This window comes from Pseudomonas sp. A-B-19 (assembly GCF_019947515.1).
In the GTDB taxonomy this organism is placed as follows: domain Bacteria; phylum Pseudomonadota; class Gammaproteobacteria; order Pseudomonadales; family Pseudomonadaceae; genus Aquipseudomonas.
The window spans coordinates 48,216-63,536 of record NZ_JAGYGN010000009.1; the positions used below are offsets into that span (position 1 = coordinate 48,216).

At 58.7% G+C, this 15,321-nt stretch carries 10 protein-coding genes and 3 pseudogenes; 5 read left to right on the forward strand and 8 right to left on the reverse strand.

The genetic code is table 11. The features are described from left to right. Nucleotides 1-421: 421 nt before the first annotated feature. Both KGA81_RS12465 and KGA81_RS12470 read right to left on the reverse strand, forming a co-directional pair. Nucleotides 422-676, reverse strand: a complete 255-nt coding sequence (locus tag KGA81_RS12465) for a DUF1652 domain-containing protein (RefSeq protein WP_223546142.1) — start codon at nt 674-676, stop codon at nt 422-424. 128 nt (nt 677-804) lie between these two features. After that, a pseudogene (locus tag KGA81_RS12470) lies at nt 805-1,241 on the reverse strand (tyrosine-type recombinase/integrase); the annotation flags it as partial. Nucleotides 1,242-1,624: 383 nt separating this feature from the next. Between KGA81_RS12470 and speF the strand changes: the two are divergent. The 4 genes from speF to KGA81_RS12490 all read left to right on the forward strand — a co-directional run bounded on the left by speF (nt 1,625) and on the right by KGA81_RS12490 (nt 8,515). Continuing rightward, nucleotides 1,625-3,808 (forward strand): ornithine decarboxylase SpeF, encoded by a 2,184-nt coding sequence (gene speF, locus KGA81_RS12475; RefSeq protein ID WP_223546144.1) that lies wholly within the window; start codon nt 1,625-1,627, stop codon nt 3,806-3,808. A gap of 33 nt (nt 3,809-3,841) precedes the next feature. Then, complete coding sequence (locus tag KGA81_RS12480) at nt 3,842-6,142, forward strand: Orn/Lys/Arg decarboxylase N-terminal domain-containing protein (protein ID WP_223546146.1); 2,301 nt, start codon at nt 3,842-3,844, stop codon at nt 6,140-6,142. Between the two features lie 78 nt (nt 6,143-6,220). Further along, a complete protein-coding gene (gene potE / locus KGA81_RS12485) occupies nt 6,221-7,561 on the forward strand; it encodes a putrescine-ornithine antiporter (protein WP_223546148.1) in 1,341 nt (446 codons plus the stop codon). 48 nt (nt 7,562-7,609) lie between these two features. Continuing rightward, nucleotides 7,610-8,515, forward strand: coding sequence for an amino acid ABC transporter substrate-binding protein (locus KGA81_RS12490; RefSeq protein ID WP_223546150.1), 906 nt, complete (start codon nt 7,610-7,612; stop codon nt 8,513-8,515). Nucleotides 8,516-9,059: 544 nt separating this feature from the next. On the opposite strand, the gene KGA81_RS12495 is transcribed toward KGA81_RS12490, so the two are convergent. From KGA81_RS12495 to KGA81_RS30210, 6 genes and pseudogenes are all read right to left on the reverse strand, one after another. Then, nucleotides 9,060-9,422: a DUF5064 family protein gene (locus KGA81_RS12495; protein WP_223546152.1), complete on the reverse strand. Its 363-nt coding sequence runs from the start codon at nt 9,420-9,422 to the stop codon at nt 9,060-9,062. A gap of 63 nt (nt 9,423-9,485) precedes the next feature. Continuing rightward, nucleotides 9,486-10,415 (reverse strand): carbamate kinase, encoded by a 930-nt coding sequence (arcC, locus tag KGA81_RS12500; protein WP_223546154.1) that lies wholly within the window; start codon nt 10,413-10,415, stop codon nt 9,486-9,488. A gap of 168 nt (nt 10,416-10,583) precedes the next feature. After that, on the reverse strand, nt 10,584-11,594 hold the full coding sequence (locus KGA81_RS12505; RefSeq protein ID WP_223546156.1) for an ornithine carbamoyltransferase: 1,011 nt from the start codon (nt 11,592-11,594) through the stop codon (nt 10,584-10,586). A 24-nt stretch (nt 11,595-11,618) separates the two neighbouring features. Beyond that, nucleotides 11,619-12,875 (reverse strand): arginine deiminase, encoded by a 1,257-nt coding sequence (arcA, locus tag KGA81_RS12510; protein WP_223546164.1) that lies wholly within the window; start codon nt 12,873-12,875, stop codon nt 11,619-11,621. 46 nt (nt 12,876-12,921) lie between these two features. After that, nucleotides 12,922-13,296, reverse strand: a pseudogene (locus tag KGA81_RS12515) (arginine-ornithine antiporter); the annotation flags it as partial. Then, nucleotides 13,293-13,398: pseudogene (locus tag KGA81_RS30210) on the reverse strand (hypothetical protein); the annotation flags it as partial. The pseudogenes KGA81_RS12515 and KGA81_RS30210, both read right to left, overlap by 4 nt. A 427-nt stretch (nt 13,399-13,825) precedes the next feature. Between KGA81_RS30210 and arcD the strand changes: the two are divergent. Next, nucleotides 13,826-15,253: an arginine-ornithine antiporter gene (arcD, locus tag KGA81_RS12520; RefSeq protein WP_223546166.1), complete on the forward strand. Its 1,428-nt coding sequence runs from the start codon at nt 13,826-13,828 to the stop codon at nt 15,251-15,253. Nucleotides 15,254-15,321 lie beyond the last annotated feature (68 nt).

Below are 15,321 nucleotides of genomic sequence, written 5' to 3' on the forward strand. Positions count from 1 at the left end.
GTCCGACTGGGCGGTTTTGGTCGTCGATGACCGCTTCTGGCCGATTGTTTCCTGTCACAAGGGGCCGCAATCGACCCAATATAGCTGACGGTGGCGACAGGCAGAAATCGGCCGAGGCTGTGTAAAAACGTTTTCGATCTGCGGAGGCAGATGAAAATAGCCTAAAAATCGCGCCCCTACGCAAATTTCAGGTCTACTTACCAAACGGTTGGCGCCAGATTTCACGTAGCAACGCTGACTTCAAAGTGACGAATGCGTTTTTACACGGCCCGGGCCAAAAGCGGACGCTCCCGAGTACCTACATAATAAGGGGTGATTTATTGCTCTAAATGGCACAGTCTTTCAGACACGAGTCACCGGCTTTTCGATTGCCGAGGTCAGTGGTCATAGCTCTCCCTCATCCGAGGCGATACAACCTTTGCTATATCGCTAACACCACCGTGCCCGTCGCTTGGTGCGCTACCATTTCAGAGCGAAGCTCACCAATCAAATTTTCAATGGCTCGGCTGGACGTCAGTTGGCTGGTCGTGACTGTAGTGGCCAGGAGATCGACTCGGCCAGAGGTAGAATCGAACACCTTGATCATCAGTGATCCGTCCGGATTGACTGAGCAGGTGCACGAGAGTGGCTGGAATCCACATTCAATAGTGTGACGAAGCTCAAGCGTAGAGATCATGACTCACGTCCACTGGGACAGGAGAATGGAATCTAACTTAGTAATAATAGCTAATGATATTCAATGTGGGGGGCTGACATCTCTCCGCGATGACCGCTAGGGGCCGGATAGCGACGGTCTAGCACGACAAGGCCAATGGCTGTCACCCACGCTTTGACTATTCGAGCGTATTGCCTGGTGGAAAGATGGTCTGAGGCGTGCAACCGGCTCGGGAACAAGAAGTCCTCGCTGCGAGGACGCGCCTGATGCATCCAAGCCTCCAGAACCGTTCGGGTTTGCTCAGTGATTTCAAATTGCACTGGATGCTGAGTTTTCTGCTGCATCACGATGGCCCGTGACGACACATGCTCCCCATGGGCGATGTCTCGGACTCGCAACTTGGTTAAGTCACAGGCACGCAACTACTATCGATGGCCAAGTTGAAGAGCGCCAAATCACGCGTGTTCTCGGCAAGCTGAAGTCTTACGCGAATAGCCCAGATATCTCTGACTCGAAGCGGAGCTTTCTGCCCGACGAGCTTTCCCTTGTTCCAAGGCTGATGGCGGTTTCTAGCAATCGTGTTCATGGCACATCCTCCATGTTGAGGGGAGGACAAGGGTGGATCAGTCACAATGGCTGGTAGTCGCTATCTGACCCATTGTTGCCGGTCAGGGTAATGAGCTGAGAAGGGAGGACGTAGCGTTCTCTCGATCGGCTGCCTGCTAAACATCCCATCCCCGTTCCGTGCGAGATTTCGCGCTCCATCATCGTGCGCACCGGCGAGGAAGAATTGCTGCACTTTTACTTCATATGCTTTATGCCGAAAGTGCATATTTAACTCCGGTGCAGCCACTTTTTATGGTCTATACCCATTTAGCAAAGTTCTAGATCAAGGTGCAGAGTTGGGTAGTGTTAGTTATTTGCCCCCTCATATCTACTGGTTCAATTAACTATCAGGAGACCCTTTCAATGAACATGTTGAAAATCGCGGCCAGCGATGCGGTTCAAGGTTGTTTTCGTACTAACCGTGAAATCGTCCTGCTCGACCAGACTGACTTTACCGATGTCGCGGTCGCCGTACTCTCGAAAGATGATTTGGCAGCAGGGGCGCTGGATGCGATCAAGCGTACCGGCTTCGACATCCCCATTTTCCTGGTGGCCTCTCAGGGCCGCAGCAATCGTTCCCTGGAGGTCTACAAACAACTGCAGGATGTGATTTTGCAGGTCAATGGTGTGTTCGACCTGTCCAGCAATAATGCCGAGTACTACGGCAATCAACTGGAAACAGCGGCCAAAGCCTACGAAGAAAGCCTGTTGCCGCCGTTCTTCGATGCGCTCAAACACTACACCGAAGCCGCCAACGCGACCTTCGCCTGCCCCGGTCACCAGGGCGGCCAGTTCTTTCGCAAGCATCCAGCCGGCCGGCAGTTTTTCGACTTCTTTGGCGAGACGCTGTTTCGCGCCGACATGTGCAACGCCGACGTCAAGCTCGGCGACCTGCTGATCCACGAAGGCCCGGCGCTGCTGGCGCAGAAACACGCCGCGCAAGTGTTCAACGCCGACAAGACCTACTTCGTGCTCAACGGCACCTCGGCCTCGAACAAGGTGGTGACCAACGCCCTGTTGACCCCGGGCGATCTGGTGCTGTTCGACCGCAACAACCACAAGTCCAATCACCAGGGTGCCTTGCTGCAGGCCGGTGCCACGCCGGTCTACCTGGAAACCGCGCGCAACCCTTATGGCTTCATCGGGGGCATCGACGCCCACTGTTTCGAAGAGGACTACCTGCGCCAGCTGATCGCCGAAGTCGCCCCGGACAAGGCGCAATTGCCACGGCCGTTTCGCCTGGCGATCATTCAACTGGGCACCTATGACGGTACCATCTACAACGCCCGGCAAGTGGTCGACCGCATCGGCAAGCTGTGTGACTACATCCTGTTCGACTCGGCGTGGGTCGGTTACGAACAGTTCATTGCGATGATGAAGGATTGCTCGCCGATGTTGCTCGATCTGGACGAGAACGACCCGGGCATCTTCGTCACGCAATCGGTGCACAAACAGCAGGCCGGTTTCTCCCAGACCTCGCAAATCCACAAGAAGGACAGCCACATCAAGGGTCAGCCGCGCTACTGCAATCACGCACGGCTCAACAACGCCTTCATGGCCCAGGCCTCAACGAGTCCGTTCTACCCGCTGTTCGCCTCGCTGGATGTCAACGCCCGCATCCACTCAGGCCGCAGCGGCCTGCGCCTGTGGGAAGACTGCGTGAAGTTCGGTATCGAAGCGCGCAAGTTGATCCTCGAAGCCTGCACCCTGGTCCGCCCGTTCGTGCCGGATACCATTGAAGGGCGTGCGTGGGAGGACTATCCAACGGAAGAAATCGCCAGCGACATCCGTTTCTTTGAGTTCCATCCCAAGGATCGCTGGCATGCCTTTCCCGGTTATGCCGACAAGCAGTACTTCATCGATCCCTGCAAACTGCTGTTCACCACGCCGGGCATCGACCCGGTGGACGGCAGCTACACCGAGTTTGGCATTCACGCCGGCATCCTGGCCAACTTCCTGCGCCAGAACGGCATCGTCCCGGAAAAATGCGACCTCAACTCCATCCTGTTCCTGCTCACGCCGGCCGAAGACTGGGCAAAGATGAGTCACCTGGCGGCACAGATCGCCCGTTTCGAACGCTTCGTTCAGGACGACGCGCCGATGAGCCGGGTGCTGCCGGCCATCTACGCGCAGCACCAGGAACGCTACCGCGACTACACCATCCGCCAGCTCTGCCAGGAAATGCACGATCTGTACCGCAGCCACAATGTGCAGCAATTGCAGAAGGACATGTTCCGCAAGGCACACTTTCCAAAAAAGGCCATGAACCCGCAGCAAGCGCAAATCGAGTACATCCGTGGCAACGTCGAACTGGTGGCGCTGGCGGAGGCTGACGGGCGCATTGCCGCCGAGGGTGCGTTGCCTTACCCGCCGGGCGTCTTGTGCGTCGTACCCGGGGAGATCTGGGGTGGCGCGGTGCTCAAGTACTTCCTGGCGCTGGAGGAGGGCATCAACCGCTTGCCCGGCTTCACGCCGGAACTGCAAGGGGTGTATCTGCAGCAGGAAGGCGGTCGAACCCGGGCTTACGGTTACGTGCTCAAGGCCTGATGCGCCCCCTCATTATTGCTCAAGGAGATACGCATGAGTCACTCGCAAACCCGCTTGCCTATCGATTTGGCGCAGCGCTTCCCCGTGCTGATCGTGGCCAACACCCAGGAGCATAACGACAGCATCATTTTGCGCAGCGTCCAGGCGATTGCGGCCGCCCTGCATGAACATGAGTTGGAAGTGGAGCTGGTCGGGTCGCTGCAAGAGGCCGAAATCGCCGTATGCGCCAACTCGGCCTACTGCTGCGCGATCATCGGCTGGGGTCTGTGCGAAAACGACCAGGACCAGGCGCTGCAGTTGATCCAGCTGATCCGTCGGCGCACCGCACAGCTGCCGATCATGCTCGGTATGAGCCGGGCGCATCAGAGTCGGGTACCGCTGGCGTTCGTGGAGAACATCGACGGCTTTATCTGGCAGCCCGAAGACAGCCCTGAGTTCATCGCTGGGCGTATCGAAGCCGCCGCCCGCCGTTACCTGGACAGCATCCTGCCGCCGTTTTTCGGCGCGCTGGTGAACTTCGCCGGCACTCATGAATACTCCTGGCACACCCCGGGCCACACCGGCGGTACCGCCTTCATGAAGACCGCGGTGGGGCGCGCGTTTCTCGACTTCTACGGTGAGCAGATGCTGCGCTCGGACCTGAGCGTTTCGGTCGGTGAGCTGGGCTCGCTTAACGACCATTCCGGCCCGATTGATGAAGCGGAAAAATATGCCGCGCGGGTGTTTGGCGCTGACTTCACCTTCTTTTCCGTGGGTGGTAGCTCCGCGAGCAACGAGATCGTTCTGCATTCGGCGGTGACTGATGGCGACGCGGTGCTGGTAGACCGCAACTGCCACAAGTCGCTGAACTATGCCTTGAACATGTCCGGCGCGGTGCCGCTGTACTTGCGTCCACGACGCAATGCGCGCGGCCTGATCGGCCCGGTACCGCGTAGCGAGCTGACGCCTGCCGCCGTTGCGCAGAAACTCGCCGAGAGCCCATTGGCGACCAACAAGACGGCGAAACCGGTGCTGGCTGTGCTGACCAATTCGACCTATGACGGCCTGTGCTACAACGTGCAGACCACCACCCGCGAGCTGAGTCAGAGCGTCGATCGCATCCACTACGACGAAGCCTGGTACGCCTACGCCCGCTTCAATCCCTTGTACGAGGGTCGCTACGGCATGCACCGCGGCGAGCGGCATGCCGATGACGCCACGGTGACCGTCACTCACTCCACCCACAAACTGTTGGCGGCGCTGTCCCAGGCTTCGATGATCCATATTCGCTCGGGCAAGGTGCCGGTCAAGCCAGCCCTGTTCAACGAAGCTTTCATGATGCACACCTCGACCTCACCGCAATACAGCATCATCGCGTCGACCGATGTCTCGGCGAAGATGATGAACGATGCTGGTGGCTACCTCACCGATGAATCCATCGGCGAAGCCATTGCCTTTCGCCAAGCTATGGTGCGCCTGAACAATGAAATGCAGCAGCGCAACGCCAAGGACTGGTGGTTCGGCGTCTGGCAACCGGACCAGGTCGACGGCGTGCCTTTTGCTGACGTCGATCCGAAAGTGCTGCACCACGGCGACGCATGGGTGCTCAGACCTACGGCCACCTGGCACGGTTTTGGCGACTTGGGCAGCGATTACTGCATGCTCGACCCGATCAAGGTCACGGTGCTCACCCCGGGGCAAACTCTCGAAGGGCAGATGGAGAACAGCGGCATCCCGGCGCCGCTGGTGTCGTCCTTCCTCTCCTGCCGCGGCATCGTGGTGGAGAAAACCGAACCTTACTCGATCCTGCTGCTGTTCAGCCTGGGCGTGACCAAGGGCAAATGGGGTTCGCTGGTGGCTGGCCTGATGGAGTTCAAGAAACATTACGATGGCAACTCGCCCCTCGAACAGGTGATGCCCGACCTGGTCGACAGTCATAGCGACCGCTATAGCGGCATGGGCCTCAAGGACCTGGCCGAAGAGATGCACCAGGACATGCTGGCCACGAAGATGCTGCACAACATGGATGCAGCCTACACCTTGCTGCCCGACCCAGTGTCCTCGCCAAGGGCCACCTTTGCCAACCTGGTTAAAGGTGAAATCGAACAGATTGCTGTACGCGACATGGTCAATCGCACCGTTGCCGTGCAGATCGTCCCCTATCCACCGGGCATTCCGCTGATGATGCCAGGTGAAAAAGCAGGCAATGACAAGAAAGCCATCGTCGACTACCTGTTGGCAATGGAGACCTTTGACGGCCGCTTCCCCGGTTTCGAGCACGACAACCATGGCGTCGAGATCGAACGTGACAGCCAAGGGCACCCAATCTACAAGGTTTATGTGGTCAAGCAGTAAGCATTAGCCCCTGTCCGGCCGCGTGCTGCACGTCGCCAGGCCCAGGTTCAAAACTCTGCAAAAGGCAAGGAGTTTGCGATGGCTGATTCAAGCAAGAAAATGGGCCTGATGGGGCTCACGACGCTGGTAACGGTCAATATGATGGGCTCGGGCATCATCATGCTGCCCACCAACATGGCGCAACTGGGTGCCGTCTCTTTGTTGTCGTGGATTTTCACGGCGATTGGTTCGATGGCCATCGCCTACTGCTTTGCCCAGTGCGGCGTCTTCTGCTCACGCTCCGGTGGCTTGTCCGCCTACACCGAAGAGGCCCATGCAAAGTCGGGTTTTTTCCTCTGCTCGTACCTGTACTTCCTGTCCCTGGCCATCGCCAACGTGGCCGTGGCCATTTCGGCGGTGGGCTACATGACGGCCTTCGTGCCCTGGCTGGGCACGGGGGCGATTCCACTGTGCGTCGGCACGATCGCACTGATCTGGCTGACCACCTTCGCCAACTTCGGTGGACCGGGCATCACCGGCAAGATCGGCGCCTTCACGGTGTGGGGCGTGATCATTCCGGTAGCCGGCCTGAGCATCATCGGCTGGTTCTGGTTCAAGCCCGATGTGCTGGCCGCCGCCTGGAACCCGAACAGCCTGGCGATCTCCGAAGCCATCAGCAAGGCGATTCCCCTGACCCTGTGGGCCTTCCTGGGCATGGAGTCGGCGGCCCAGGCCACCGATGCCGTGGAAGACCCCAAGCGCAACGTGCCGTTGGCCTGCCTGTTCGGTACCCTGGGTGCCGCCGTGGTCTATGTGCTGTCGACCACCGTCATCCAGGGCATCATTCCCAACGCTGAGCTGGCCAAATCCTCCGCACCCTTTGCGCTGGTCTACGCCACGATTTTCAGCCCGATGGTGGGCAACATCGTAATGGCCCTGGCGGTCATGGCCTGTGTCGGCTCGCTGCTGGGCTGGCAATTTACCTTGGCGCAAACCGCGAAGATGACGGCTGACCAGAACCTGTTCCTCAAGCTGTTCAGCAAGGTCAACGCCATGAATGCACCCGTCGTCGGCATGATTGTCTGTGGCGTGCTGCAGACCCTCATGGCCCTGTCGACCATCTCGCCCGACGCCGCCGCCCAGTTCAGCAAGCTGGTGAGCTTGGCGGCGGTCACCAACCTGATCCCCTACATCACTGCGCTGACCGGCCTGCTGGTGATCATGCACAAGGCCGGGGTCTCGTCAGCGATTCACACCCGTAACGTGGTGGTCTTGCTGATTGCAGTCACGTACTCCTTGTACGCCCTGTATGCCTGCGGCAAGGATGCAGTGATGGGCGGCACCCTGGTGCTCGCTTTCGGCTACCTGCTCTATGGATTCCTCGCCAAGCGCTTCACCGACGCGCCAGCGGCCAGCCAGGCCCGGGCCGCAAACCCTTAGGCGTGGCCAACAGGACTGCACAGACATCTGCATACGGGGAAACCGGACATGAACGTACCATTTGCCACAATCACCAGACTGCTGCTTGCCTTCGCACTCTCGACGCTACCGCTAGTGGCCGGCGCCAACACCCTTGAACGCGTGCGCAGCAGCCACACCTTTACCTTGGGCTACTTGCCTGACCTGGCCCCTTTCAGCAAGCAGGAAGGCGACAAGGCCAGCGGTTACGCCATCGACCTGTGCCTGAAAGTCGCCGACAAGCTCAAGAGCGAGCTGGGTCTGCCCGACCTGCAAGTGCGCTACCAGCCCGTCAAGATTTCGGACGAGGTCAACGCCGTGAGCCAGGGTAAAGTCGATCTCCTCTGCACGCCGACACCGCCCACCCTGGAGCGGCGCAAGATGATCAGTTACTCCATACCGATCTACACCGCCGGCCTCTCGGTCGTGGTGCGCAACGATGCTCGCGAACCGCTGCTCAATGTGCTCAATGGCAAGGTCGCCAATACCGGCCCGACCTGGCGTGCCAGCATCAACAACGGTTTGGCCAACCAAACCTACGCGACCCTGGAGGGGGGCGTGACCGAAGACTGGATTCGCGAGCAGATGCGCCAGCTCAACGTGATCGCTTCGCTGGTGACCGTGGCTAACAATGACGAGGGCGTCAAGTTGGTCGCCGAGGGCAAGGCCGATGCCTTCTTCTCCGAACGCATGCTGCTGCGCAACGAAGTCACCAAGGAGGGCGCGGCCAAGAACCTGATGCTCCTGGACCGCATCTTCGAGTACTCGCCGGTGGCGATGATCGTGGAGCGCAATGACGAAGACTTCCGCTTGCTGGTCGATATGGCCCTGAGTGAAGCCTATTACTCGGGCTTCATAGAAAAGGCCTACGACCAGTACTTGGGCGGGACCAACGCTACCGTGAGAAAACTGTTTAGGGTGTACGCATTGCCCTAGTGGCATTGTTAGCGACAGGCCGCCTGCGGGCGGCCTTATTCCCATGGTGCTAAGCAAGCCTCCAACCGCTGGCTTTGGTTGGGCACGGTCGATCATCGTGTACTTTATATGTGCAGCGCCCGGATCAACGGAATCAATCTATGTTTCGGTATTCATGGCAGTGGCGCCTTGAATGCATAGGAGCGAGTCCCCTCCCACACAAGCGTTTACGTGGAAAGCGCAGTGTGACTGCTTTTGGCCGATACTGTTGAAAAAGTCGGGCGAGATTTTTAAGGCAGAAAAGTACGCGTCGGAGATTGAAATCCTGAATATCCGCCAGAGCCTTTCAGACTGAGATTTCACGCAGAAGCGTGCTGAAGAGGCGCTTTCACTGACCCATCCTACGGCATTTGGAGAAAACCGACTTTTTCAACAGAATCGGCCGATAGCTGACTGTCGCGAAGGGCTGCTATCGACTGTGGCTTCACCGGTCGATGCAACACACTAGATTCTTTGTAAGCAGGATACGTGCTGCACGCTAAGGTGGCTAAAATACAGTGTTGGGTTATCCCAGACGCTCAGGGGTGACCGCGTCGCCTGACTTTATATTCAACTGCCCCCGCACATTTTCGAACATCGCGTCGTAATGCTTATGGATCGAACCGATGTTGCTATGGGTTTTCGGGATGCCGTACTTCTCGGCAATTTTGGTGACGTTGCTGGCGAAGTTGTAGGCCATGTCCTTGGGCAGGAAGAACGACTCGCTCATGTCCTTGTTCTGAATGCTGCCGTGCATCTTGAACAGCATCCCTTTGCCTTCCTTGGGGTCCTGGCTGACTTCATAATCGAGGTAGATGTTGTAGCTGACGTCATCCTTGTTCAGCGCGTGTCGCTCGATGTGCAGGTGACCCGGCTCGAACGTTGCCATTGTTGACTCTCCTTCAAAAGGTCTTGAATCAGGGCAGACCGCACGCCTGCCCCGCAGTTTCGTTTACTGATAGCTGATGCCCGTTGTCGCCGTGCTGATGCGTGTACCGGCGGTGCCCTGGACAATCGCTTCGATGTCCGCGAGCGAGCCGATCACTGCGACTTTTCCAGTATGGCGTGCGAATTCGCAGGCTGCCTGCACCTTCGGTCCCATGGAGCCGGCGGCGAAGCCGAGTTTGTCCATTTCGTCGGGGTGGGCCTGGGCGATGGCTTTTTGCGTGGGTTTGCCAAAGTCGATGAAGGCGGCGTTGACGTCGGTGGCGATCACCAGCAGATCGGCTTCAAGTTGCTCGGCCAGCAGTGCCGAGCACAGGTCTTTGTCGATCACCGCTTCGACGCCTTCGAGTTTGCCGGGCGAGGTATACATGGTCGGAATGCCGCCGCCACCGGCGCAGATCACGATGCTGCCTTTTTCCAGCAGCCATTTGATCGGACGGATTTCGAAGATGCGCTTGGGTTTCGGGCTGGCGACCACGCGGCGGTATTTGTCGCCGTCCGGGGCAATGGCCCAGCCTTTTTCGGCGGCGAGTTTTTCCGCATCGGCCTTGCTGTAGACCGGGCCGATGGGTTTGGTCGGGTTTTTGAAGGCCGGGTCATTGGCATCGACTTCGACCTGGGTCAGCAGGGTCGCGAAGGGCACTTCGAAGTCCAGCAGGTTGCCCAGTTCCTGTTCGATGATGTAGCCGATCATGCCTTCGGTTTCGGCGCCGAGCACGTCTAGCGGGTAAGGGGTGACAGAGGTGTAGGCCGCCGCTTGCAATGACAGCAGGCCGACTTGCGGGCCATTGCCGTGGGCGATGACCAGTTGGTTGCCGGGATGGATCTTGGCGATCTGTTCGGTGGCGATCCGGATGTTGGCGCGCTGGTTGTCAGCGGTCATGGGTTCGCCCCGGCGGAGCAGGGCATTACCGCCCAGAGCAACGACGATACGCATGGTGCAGTCCTTCTAGACAGGTCAAAAGCATTCGACTCGATCCCTTGTGGGAGCGAGCCTGCTCGCGATGGGATCGCTGCGGTCTGTCAGTTGCACCGCGGCGTTGCCATCGCTGGCAGGCCAGCTCCCACATTGACTGTGTTCCGTCAGTGGGAGCTGAGTGAGCCGTTATAGGTCAGCCAGCGTCGACACCAGAATCGCCTTGATGGTGTGCATGCGATTTTCCGCTTGCTCGAAGGCGATGCAGGCCGGCGACTCGAATACGTCATCGGTCACTTCGATGCCGTTGCTCAGGTGCGGGTACTGCTCGGCAATCTGCTTGCCGATCTTGGTGTCGCAGTTGTGGAACGCCGGCAGGCAGTGCATGAACTTGGTGCGCGGGTTGCCGGTGGCTTTCATCAGTTCGGCGTTGACCTGATACGGCAGCAGTTGCTGGATACGTTCGGCCCAGGCTTCAACCGGCTCGCCCATCGACACCCAGACGTCGGTGTGGATGAAGTCCACGTCCTTGACCGCCGCTTTCGGGTCTTCGGTGAGGGTGATGCGCGCGCCGCTTTCTTCTGCGTATTGCTTGCAGCGAGCCACTAGGTCGTCCGCCGGCCACAGGGCTTTCGGGGCGCAGATGCGCACGTCCATGCCGAGCTTGGCGCCGATCAGCAGCAGCGAGTTGCCCATGTTGTTGCGGGCATCGCCGAGGTAGGCGTAGCTGATTTCGTGGATCGGTTTGTCGGCGTGTTCACGCATGGTCAGCACGTCGGCGATCATTTGCGTTGGGTGGTATTCATCGGTCAGGCCGTTGAACACCGGCACACCGGCGAACTTGGCCAGTTCCTCGACGATTTCCTGCTTGAAGCCACGGTACTCGATGGCATCGTACATGCGCCCGAGCACACGGGCGGTGTCCTTCATGCTTTCCTTGTGGCCGATCTGCGAGGAGTTCGGGTCGATGTAGGTGACGTTGGCGCCCTGGTCATAGGCTGCGACTTCGAACGCGCAGCGGGTGCGGGTCGAGGTTTTTTCGAAAATCAGCGCGATGTTGTTGCCCTTGAGATGCTGCTGTTCGGTGCCGGTGTACTTGGCGCGCTTGAGGTCGCGGGACAGGTCGAGCAGGTAGCGCAATTCGCGAGGGGTGTGGTGTTCCAGGCTCAGCAGATTGCGGTTATGGATATTGAACGCCATTTTGGATCTCCTAAGGTGAACAGGTTAGTAGTCAATCGGGTCGCGGATGATCGGGCAGGTCATGCAGTGGCCGCCGCCCCGTCCCCGGCCGAGTTCGCCGGCGCTGATGGTGATGACTTCCACGCCGGCCTTGCGCAATAGGGTGTTGGTGTAGGTATTGCGGTCGTAGCCGATGACCACGCCTGGCTCCACGGCCACCACGTTGTTGCCGTCGTCCCATTGCTCGCGTTCGGCGGCGAAGCTGTTGCCGCCGGTCTCCACCACGCGTAGGGTCTTGAGGTTGAGGGCCTGGGCGACGGTATCGAGGAAGCTGGTTTCTTCGCGGCGGATGTCGATGCCGCCCGCCTTGCTTTCATCGGGGCGCAGGGTGAAGGCGACAATCTGGTTCACCACTTCCGGGAAGATCGTGACGAGATCGCGATCGCAGAAGCTGAACACGGTGTCCAGGTGCATCGCCGCGCGGGATTTCGGCAGGCCGGCGACGATGACTTTCTCGACGGCTTTGTTTTTGAACAGGTTCACCGCCAGTTGGGCAATGGCCTGCCGCGACGAGCGTTCGCCCATGCCGATCAACACCACGCCGTTGCCGATCGGCATCACGTCACCGCCCTCAAGGGTGGAGTTGCCATGGTCCTTGTCCGGGTCGCCGTACCAGATCTGGAAGTCGGCGTTGGTGAACGCGGGGTGGAATTTGTAGATGGCGGTGGTCAGCAGGGTTTCCTGGCGGCGCGCCGGCCAGTACATCGGGTTGAGGGTGACGCCACCGTAGATCCAGCAGGTGGTATCGCGGGTGAACTGGGTGTTGGGCAGCGGCGGCAGGATGAAGCTGGAGTTGCCGAGGAAGTCGCGGAACATCTCGATGGCCTTGCCACCAAAACTGGTCGGCAGATCATCGCCCGATACGCCGCCGATCAGGAACTCGGCGATCTTGCGCGGCTGCAGGCTGCGCAGCCACGAGGCGGTTTCGTTGATCAGGCCCAGGCCCACCGAGTTGGCGGTGACCTTGCGCTCCAGGATCCAGTCCAGGGCTTCGGGGATGGCGACGATGTCCGTCAGCAGGTTGTGCATTTCCAGAACATCGATGTTGCGTTCGCGCATCTTGGTGACGAAGTCGAAGTGGTCGCGTTTGGCCTGGGCCACCCACAGCACGTCATCGAACAGCAGTTCATCGCAGTTGTTCGGGGTCAGCCGCTGATGGGCAAGTCCTGGGGAGCAAACCATGACTTTGCGCAGTTTGCCGGCTTCGGAATGGACGCCGTACTTAACTTTTTCCGTGGTCATTACAGTGATCCTCCAGATGTCAAAACAGTGCTTCCAGAAACAGAAGCTAAAGAGTCAGGAAGCCGTCATAGAGACCGTAGGCCGCCACCACGGCACCCCCGACCACCGTAGCGAAAATCAGCTTCTCGACGTGGGTGAAAACCGGTTTGCCGATTTCCAGCTTGGCCTTGGCGAACAGGATCACGCCGGGGGCGTAGAGCAGGGCGGACAGCAGCAGGTACTTGATGCCGCCGGCGTACAGCAGCCAGATCGCGTAGATCAGGGCCACGGCGCCGATGATCAGATCCTTCTGCCGCTCGCCCGCCGCGCCTTCGTAGCTTTCGCCGCGCACCGCCAGCGGCAGGGCGTAAGCCGCCGACCACAGGTACGGCACCAGGATCATCGAGGTGGCGAGGTAGATCAGCGACAGGTAGGTGTTGGCGGCCATGTTTTGTGGCAACGAAAAAATCCCGCCACCGATCATGGAGCCGACTACCAGGGCGACCAGAGCGCCCAGTCGAAGTTTTCCGGGAGCTTCAGACATTGCATGACTCCATTGCAGGTGAAGAGGGTTCACAGCATAGTTCTGTTGACAACTCAATCAGCTGGCTGGATCAGTGCGTGGCTACATTGTTAAAACGAAGTTCCAACTGTTTGCAGGCACCGGTCGACTTTCTGAAAGGCCCGCTCCAGAGGCTTCACATTGCCAAACTGGAAATTCATCGTATTACTTGGATATATGACGCTAGTTCGTTTTCTTTGATAAGCAAATTTTCCCGGCGAATTTCCAGTACGCAATTGTTGTATTAATAGTCACGCATAAAGCAATTGATTATATGGATGACCCGGGGTTCATCGAATATTAATAAAGGACGAAAATTGGCATTATCTAATAAACGTTATTACGCTTTACCAATTTACTTAATGGCTAAGTTAACCCGAATACTCGTCAGGCAACAGGAGGCGCCAAAATGTCGCAACCCACGCACAAGCTTCGCCTGAGCGCGCTGATCGCCCTGGTCGTGGGGTCGATGATTGGCGGCGGCATTTTTTCCCTACCACAGAACATGGCGGCCCAAGCCGATGCGGGGGCGATCCTGATTGGTTGGGCGATCACAGCCGTCGGCATGCTCACCCTAGCGTTCGTGTTCCAGACCCTGGCCAACCGCAAGCCGGAACTCGACTCGGGGGTGTACGCCTACGCCAAGGCGGGTTTCGGCGACTACATGGGCTTTTCCTCGGCCTGGGGCTACTGGATCAGCGCCTGGCTGGGTAACGTCGGCTACTTTGTCTTGCTATTCAGCACCCTGGGTTTTTTCTTTCCGGTTTTCGGTGAAGGCAACAGCCCAGTCGCCATCGGCTGTGCGTCGGTGCTGCTGTGGATCGTGCATTTTGTGGTGATGCGCGGGATCAAGGAGGCGGCGTTCATCAATTTGCTGACCACCGTGGCCAAGATCGTGCCGCTGCTGATGTTCGTGGTCATCGCTGCCGTGGCCTTCAAGGCCGAGATCTTTACCCGCGACATCTGGGGACGCAGCAACCCGGATTTCGGCAGCGTGATGAACCAGGTGCGCAACATGATGCTGGTCACCGTGTTCGTGTTCATCGGCATCGAGGGCGCCAGTGTCTATTCGGCGCGGGCGGAAAAACGTGCCGATGTGGGCCGGGCCACGGTCATCGGCTTTCTCGGTGTGCTGGCCTTGCTGGTGCTGGTCAATGTGCTGTCGCTGGGGATCATGAGCCAGCCGGAACTGGCGACCTTGCAGAACCCCTCGCTGGCATCGGTGATGGAGCATATCGTCGGCCCCTGGGGGGCCTTGCTGATCAGCATCGGCCTGGGGATTTCACTGCTGGGTGCCTTACTGTCCTGGGCATTGCTGTGTGCCGAAATCCTCTTTGCCACGGCGAAGGACAAGACCATGCCGGCGTTCCTGACCCGGGAAAACGCCAACCTTGTGCCGGTCAACGCGTTGTGGATGACCAATGTGATGATTCAGTTGTTCCTGCTGATCACGCTGTTTTCCGCCAGCACCTATACCAGCCTAATCTACCTCGCTTCGTCGATGATCCTGGTGCCTTACCTGTGGTCGGCGGCCTATGCCGTGCTGTTGAGCGGGCGCGGTGAAACCTATGAACGCGGCTCGGTCGAGCGCGGCAAGGATCTGCTGATTGGCGGTATCGCTCTCGGTTATGCGTTGTGGTTGCTGTATGCCGGCGGCTTGAAGTACCTGCTGCTGTCGGCATTGCTGTATGCGCCCGGGGTGATTCTGTTCGCCAAGGCCAAGCATGAGCAGGGCCAGCCCCTATTCACGACCCTCGAGAAGGGGATTTTCACCTGCGTCATCTGCGGTGCGGGCCTGGCGGCTTACGGGTTGTACAGCGGTGTGCTGTCGTTGTGAGGTTGCTAATTGGAATATATTCTTCTTTTGGAAATAGTCCCCGACGTACTTGGTCTGCAAGACATTTA

Bases quoted from the DNA above. Each gene is read 5' to 3' on its own strand.
- KGA81_RS12465 (WP_223546142.1), bottom strand. From the start codon at position 676: ATGATCTCTACGCTTGAGCTTCGTCACACTATTGAATGTGGATTCCAG.
- speF (WP_223546144.1), top strand. From the start codon at position 1,625: ATGAACATGTTGAAAATCGCGGCCAGCGATGCGGTTCAAGGTTGTTTT.
- KGA81_RS12480 (WP_223546146.1), top strand. From the start codon at position 3,842: ATGAGTCACTCGCAAACCCGCTTGCCTATCGATTTGGCGCAGCGCTTC.
- potE (WP_223546148.1), top strand. From the start codon at position 6,221: ATGGCTGATTCAAGCAAGAAAATGGGCCTGATGGGGCTCACGACGCTG.
- KGA81_RS12490 (WP_223546150.1), top strand. From the start codon at position 7,610: ATGAACGTACCATTTGCCACAATCACCAGACTGCTGCTTGCCTTCGCA.
- KGA81_RS12495 (WP_223546152.1), bottom strand. From the start codon at position 9,422: ATGGCAACGTTCGAGCCGGGTCACCTGCACATCGAGCGACACGCGCTG.
- arcC (WP_223546154.1), bottom strand. From the start codon at position 10,415: ATGCGTATCGTCGTTGCTCTGGGCGGTAATGCCCTGCTCCGCCGGGGC.
- KGA81_RS12505 (WP_223546156.1), bottom strand. From the start codon at position 11,594: ATGGCGTTCAATATCCATAACCGCAATCTGCTGAGCCTGGAACACCAC.
- arcA (WP_223546164.1), bottom strand. From the start codon at position 12,875: ATGACCACGGAAAAAGTTAAGTACGGCGTCCATTCCGAAGCCGGCAAA.
- arcD (WP_223546166.1), top strand. From the start codon at position 13,826: ATGTCGCAACCCACGCACAAGCTTCGCCTGAGCGCGCTGATCGCCCTG.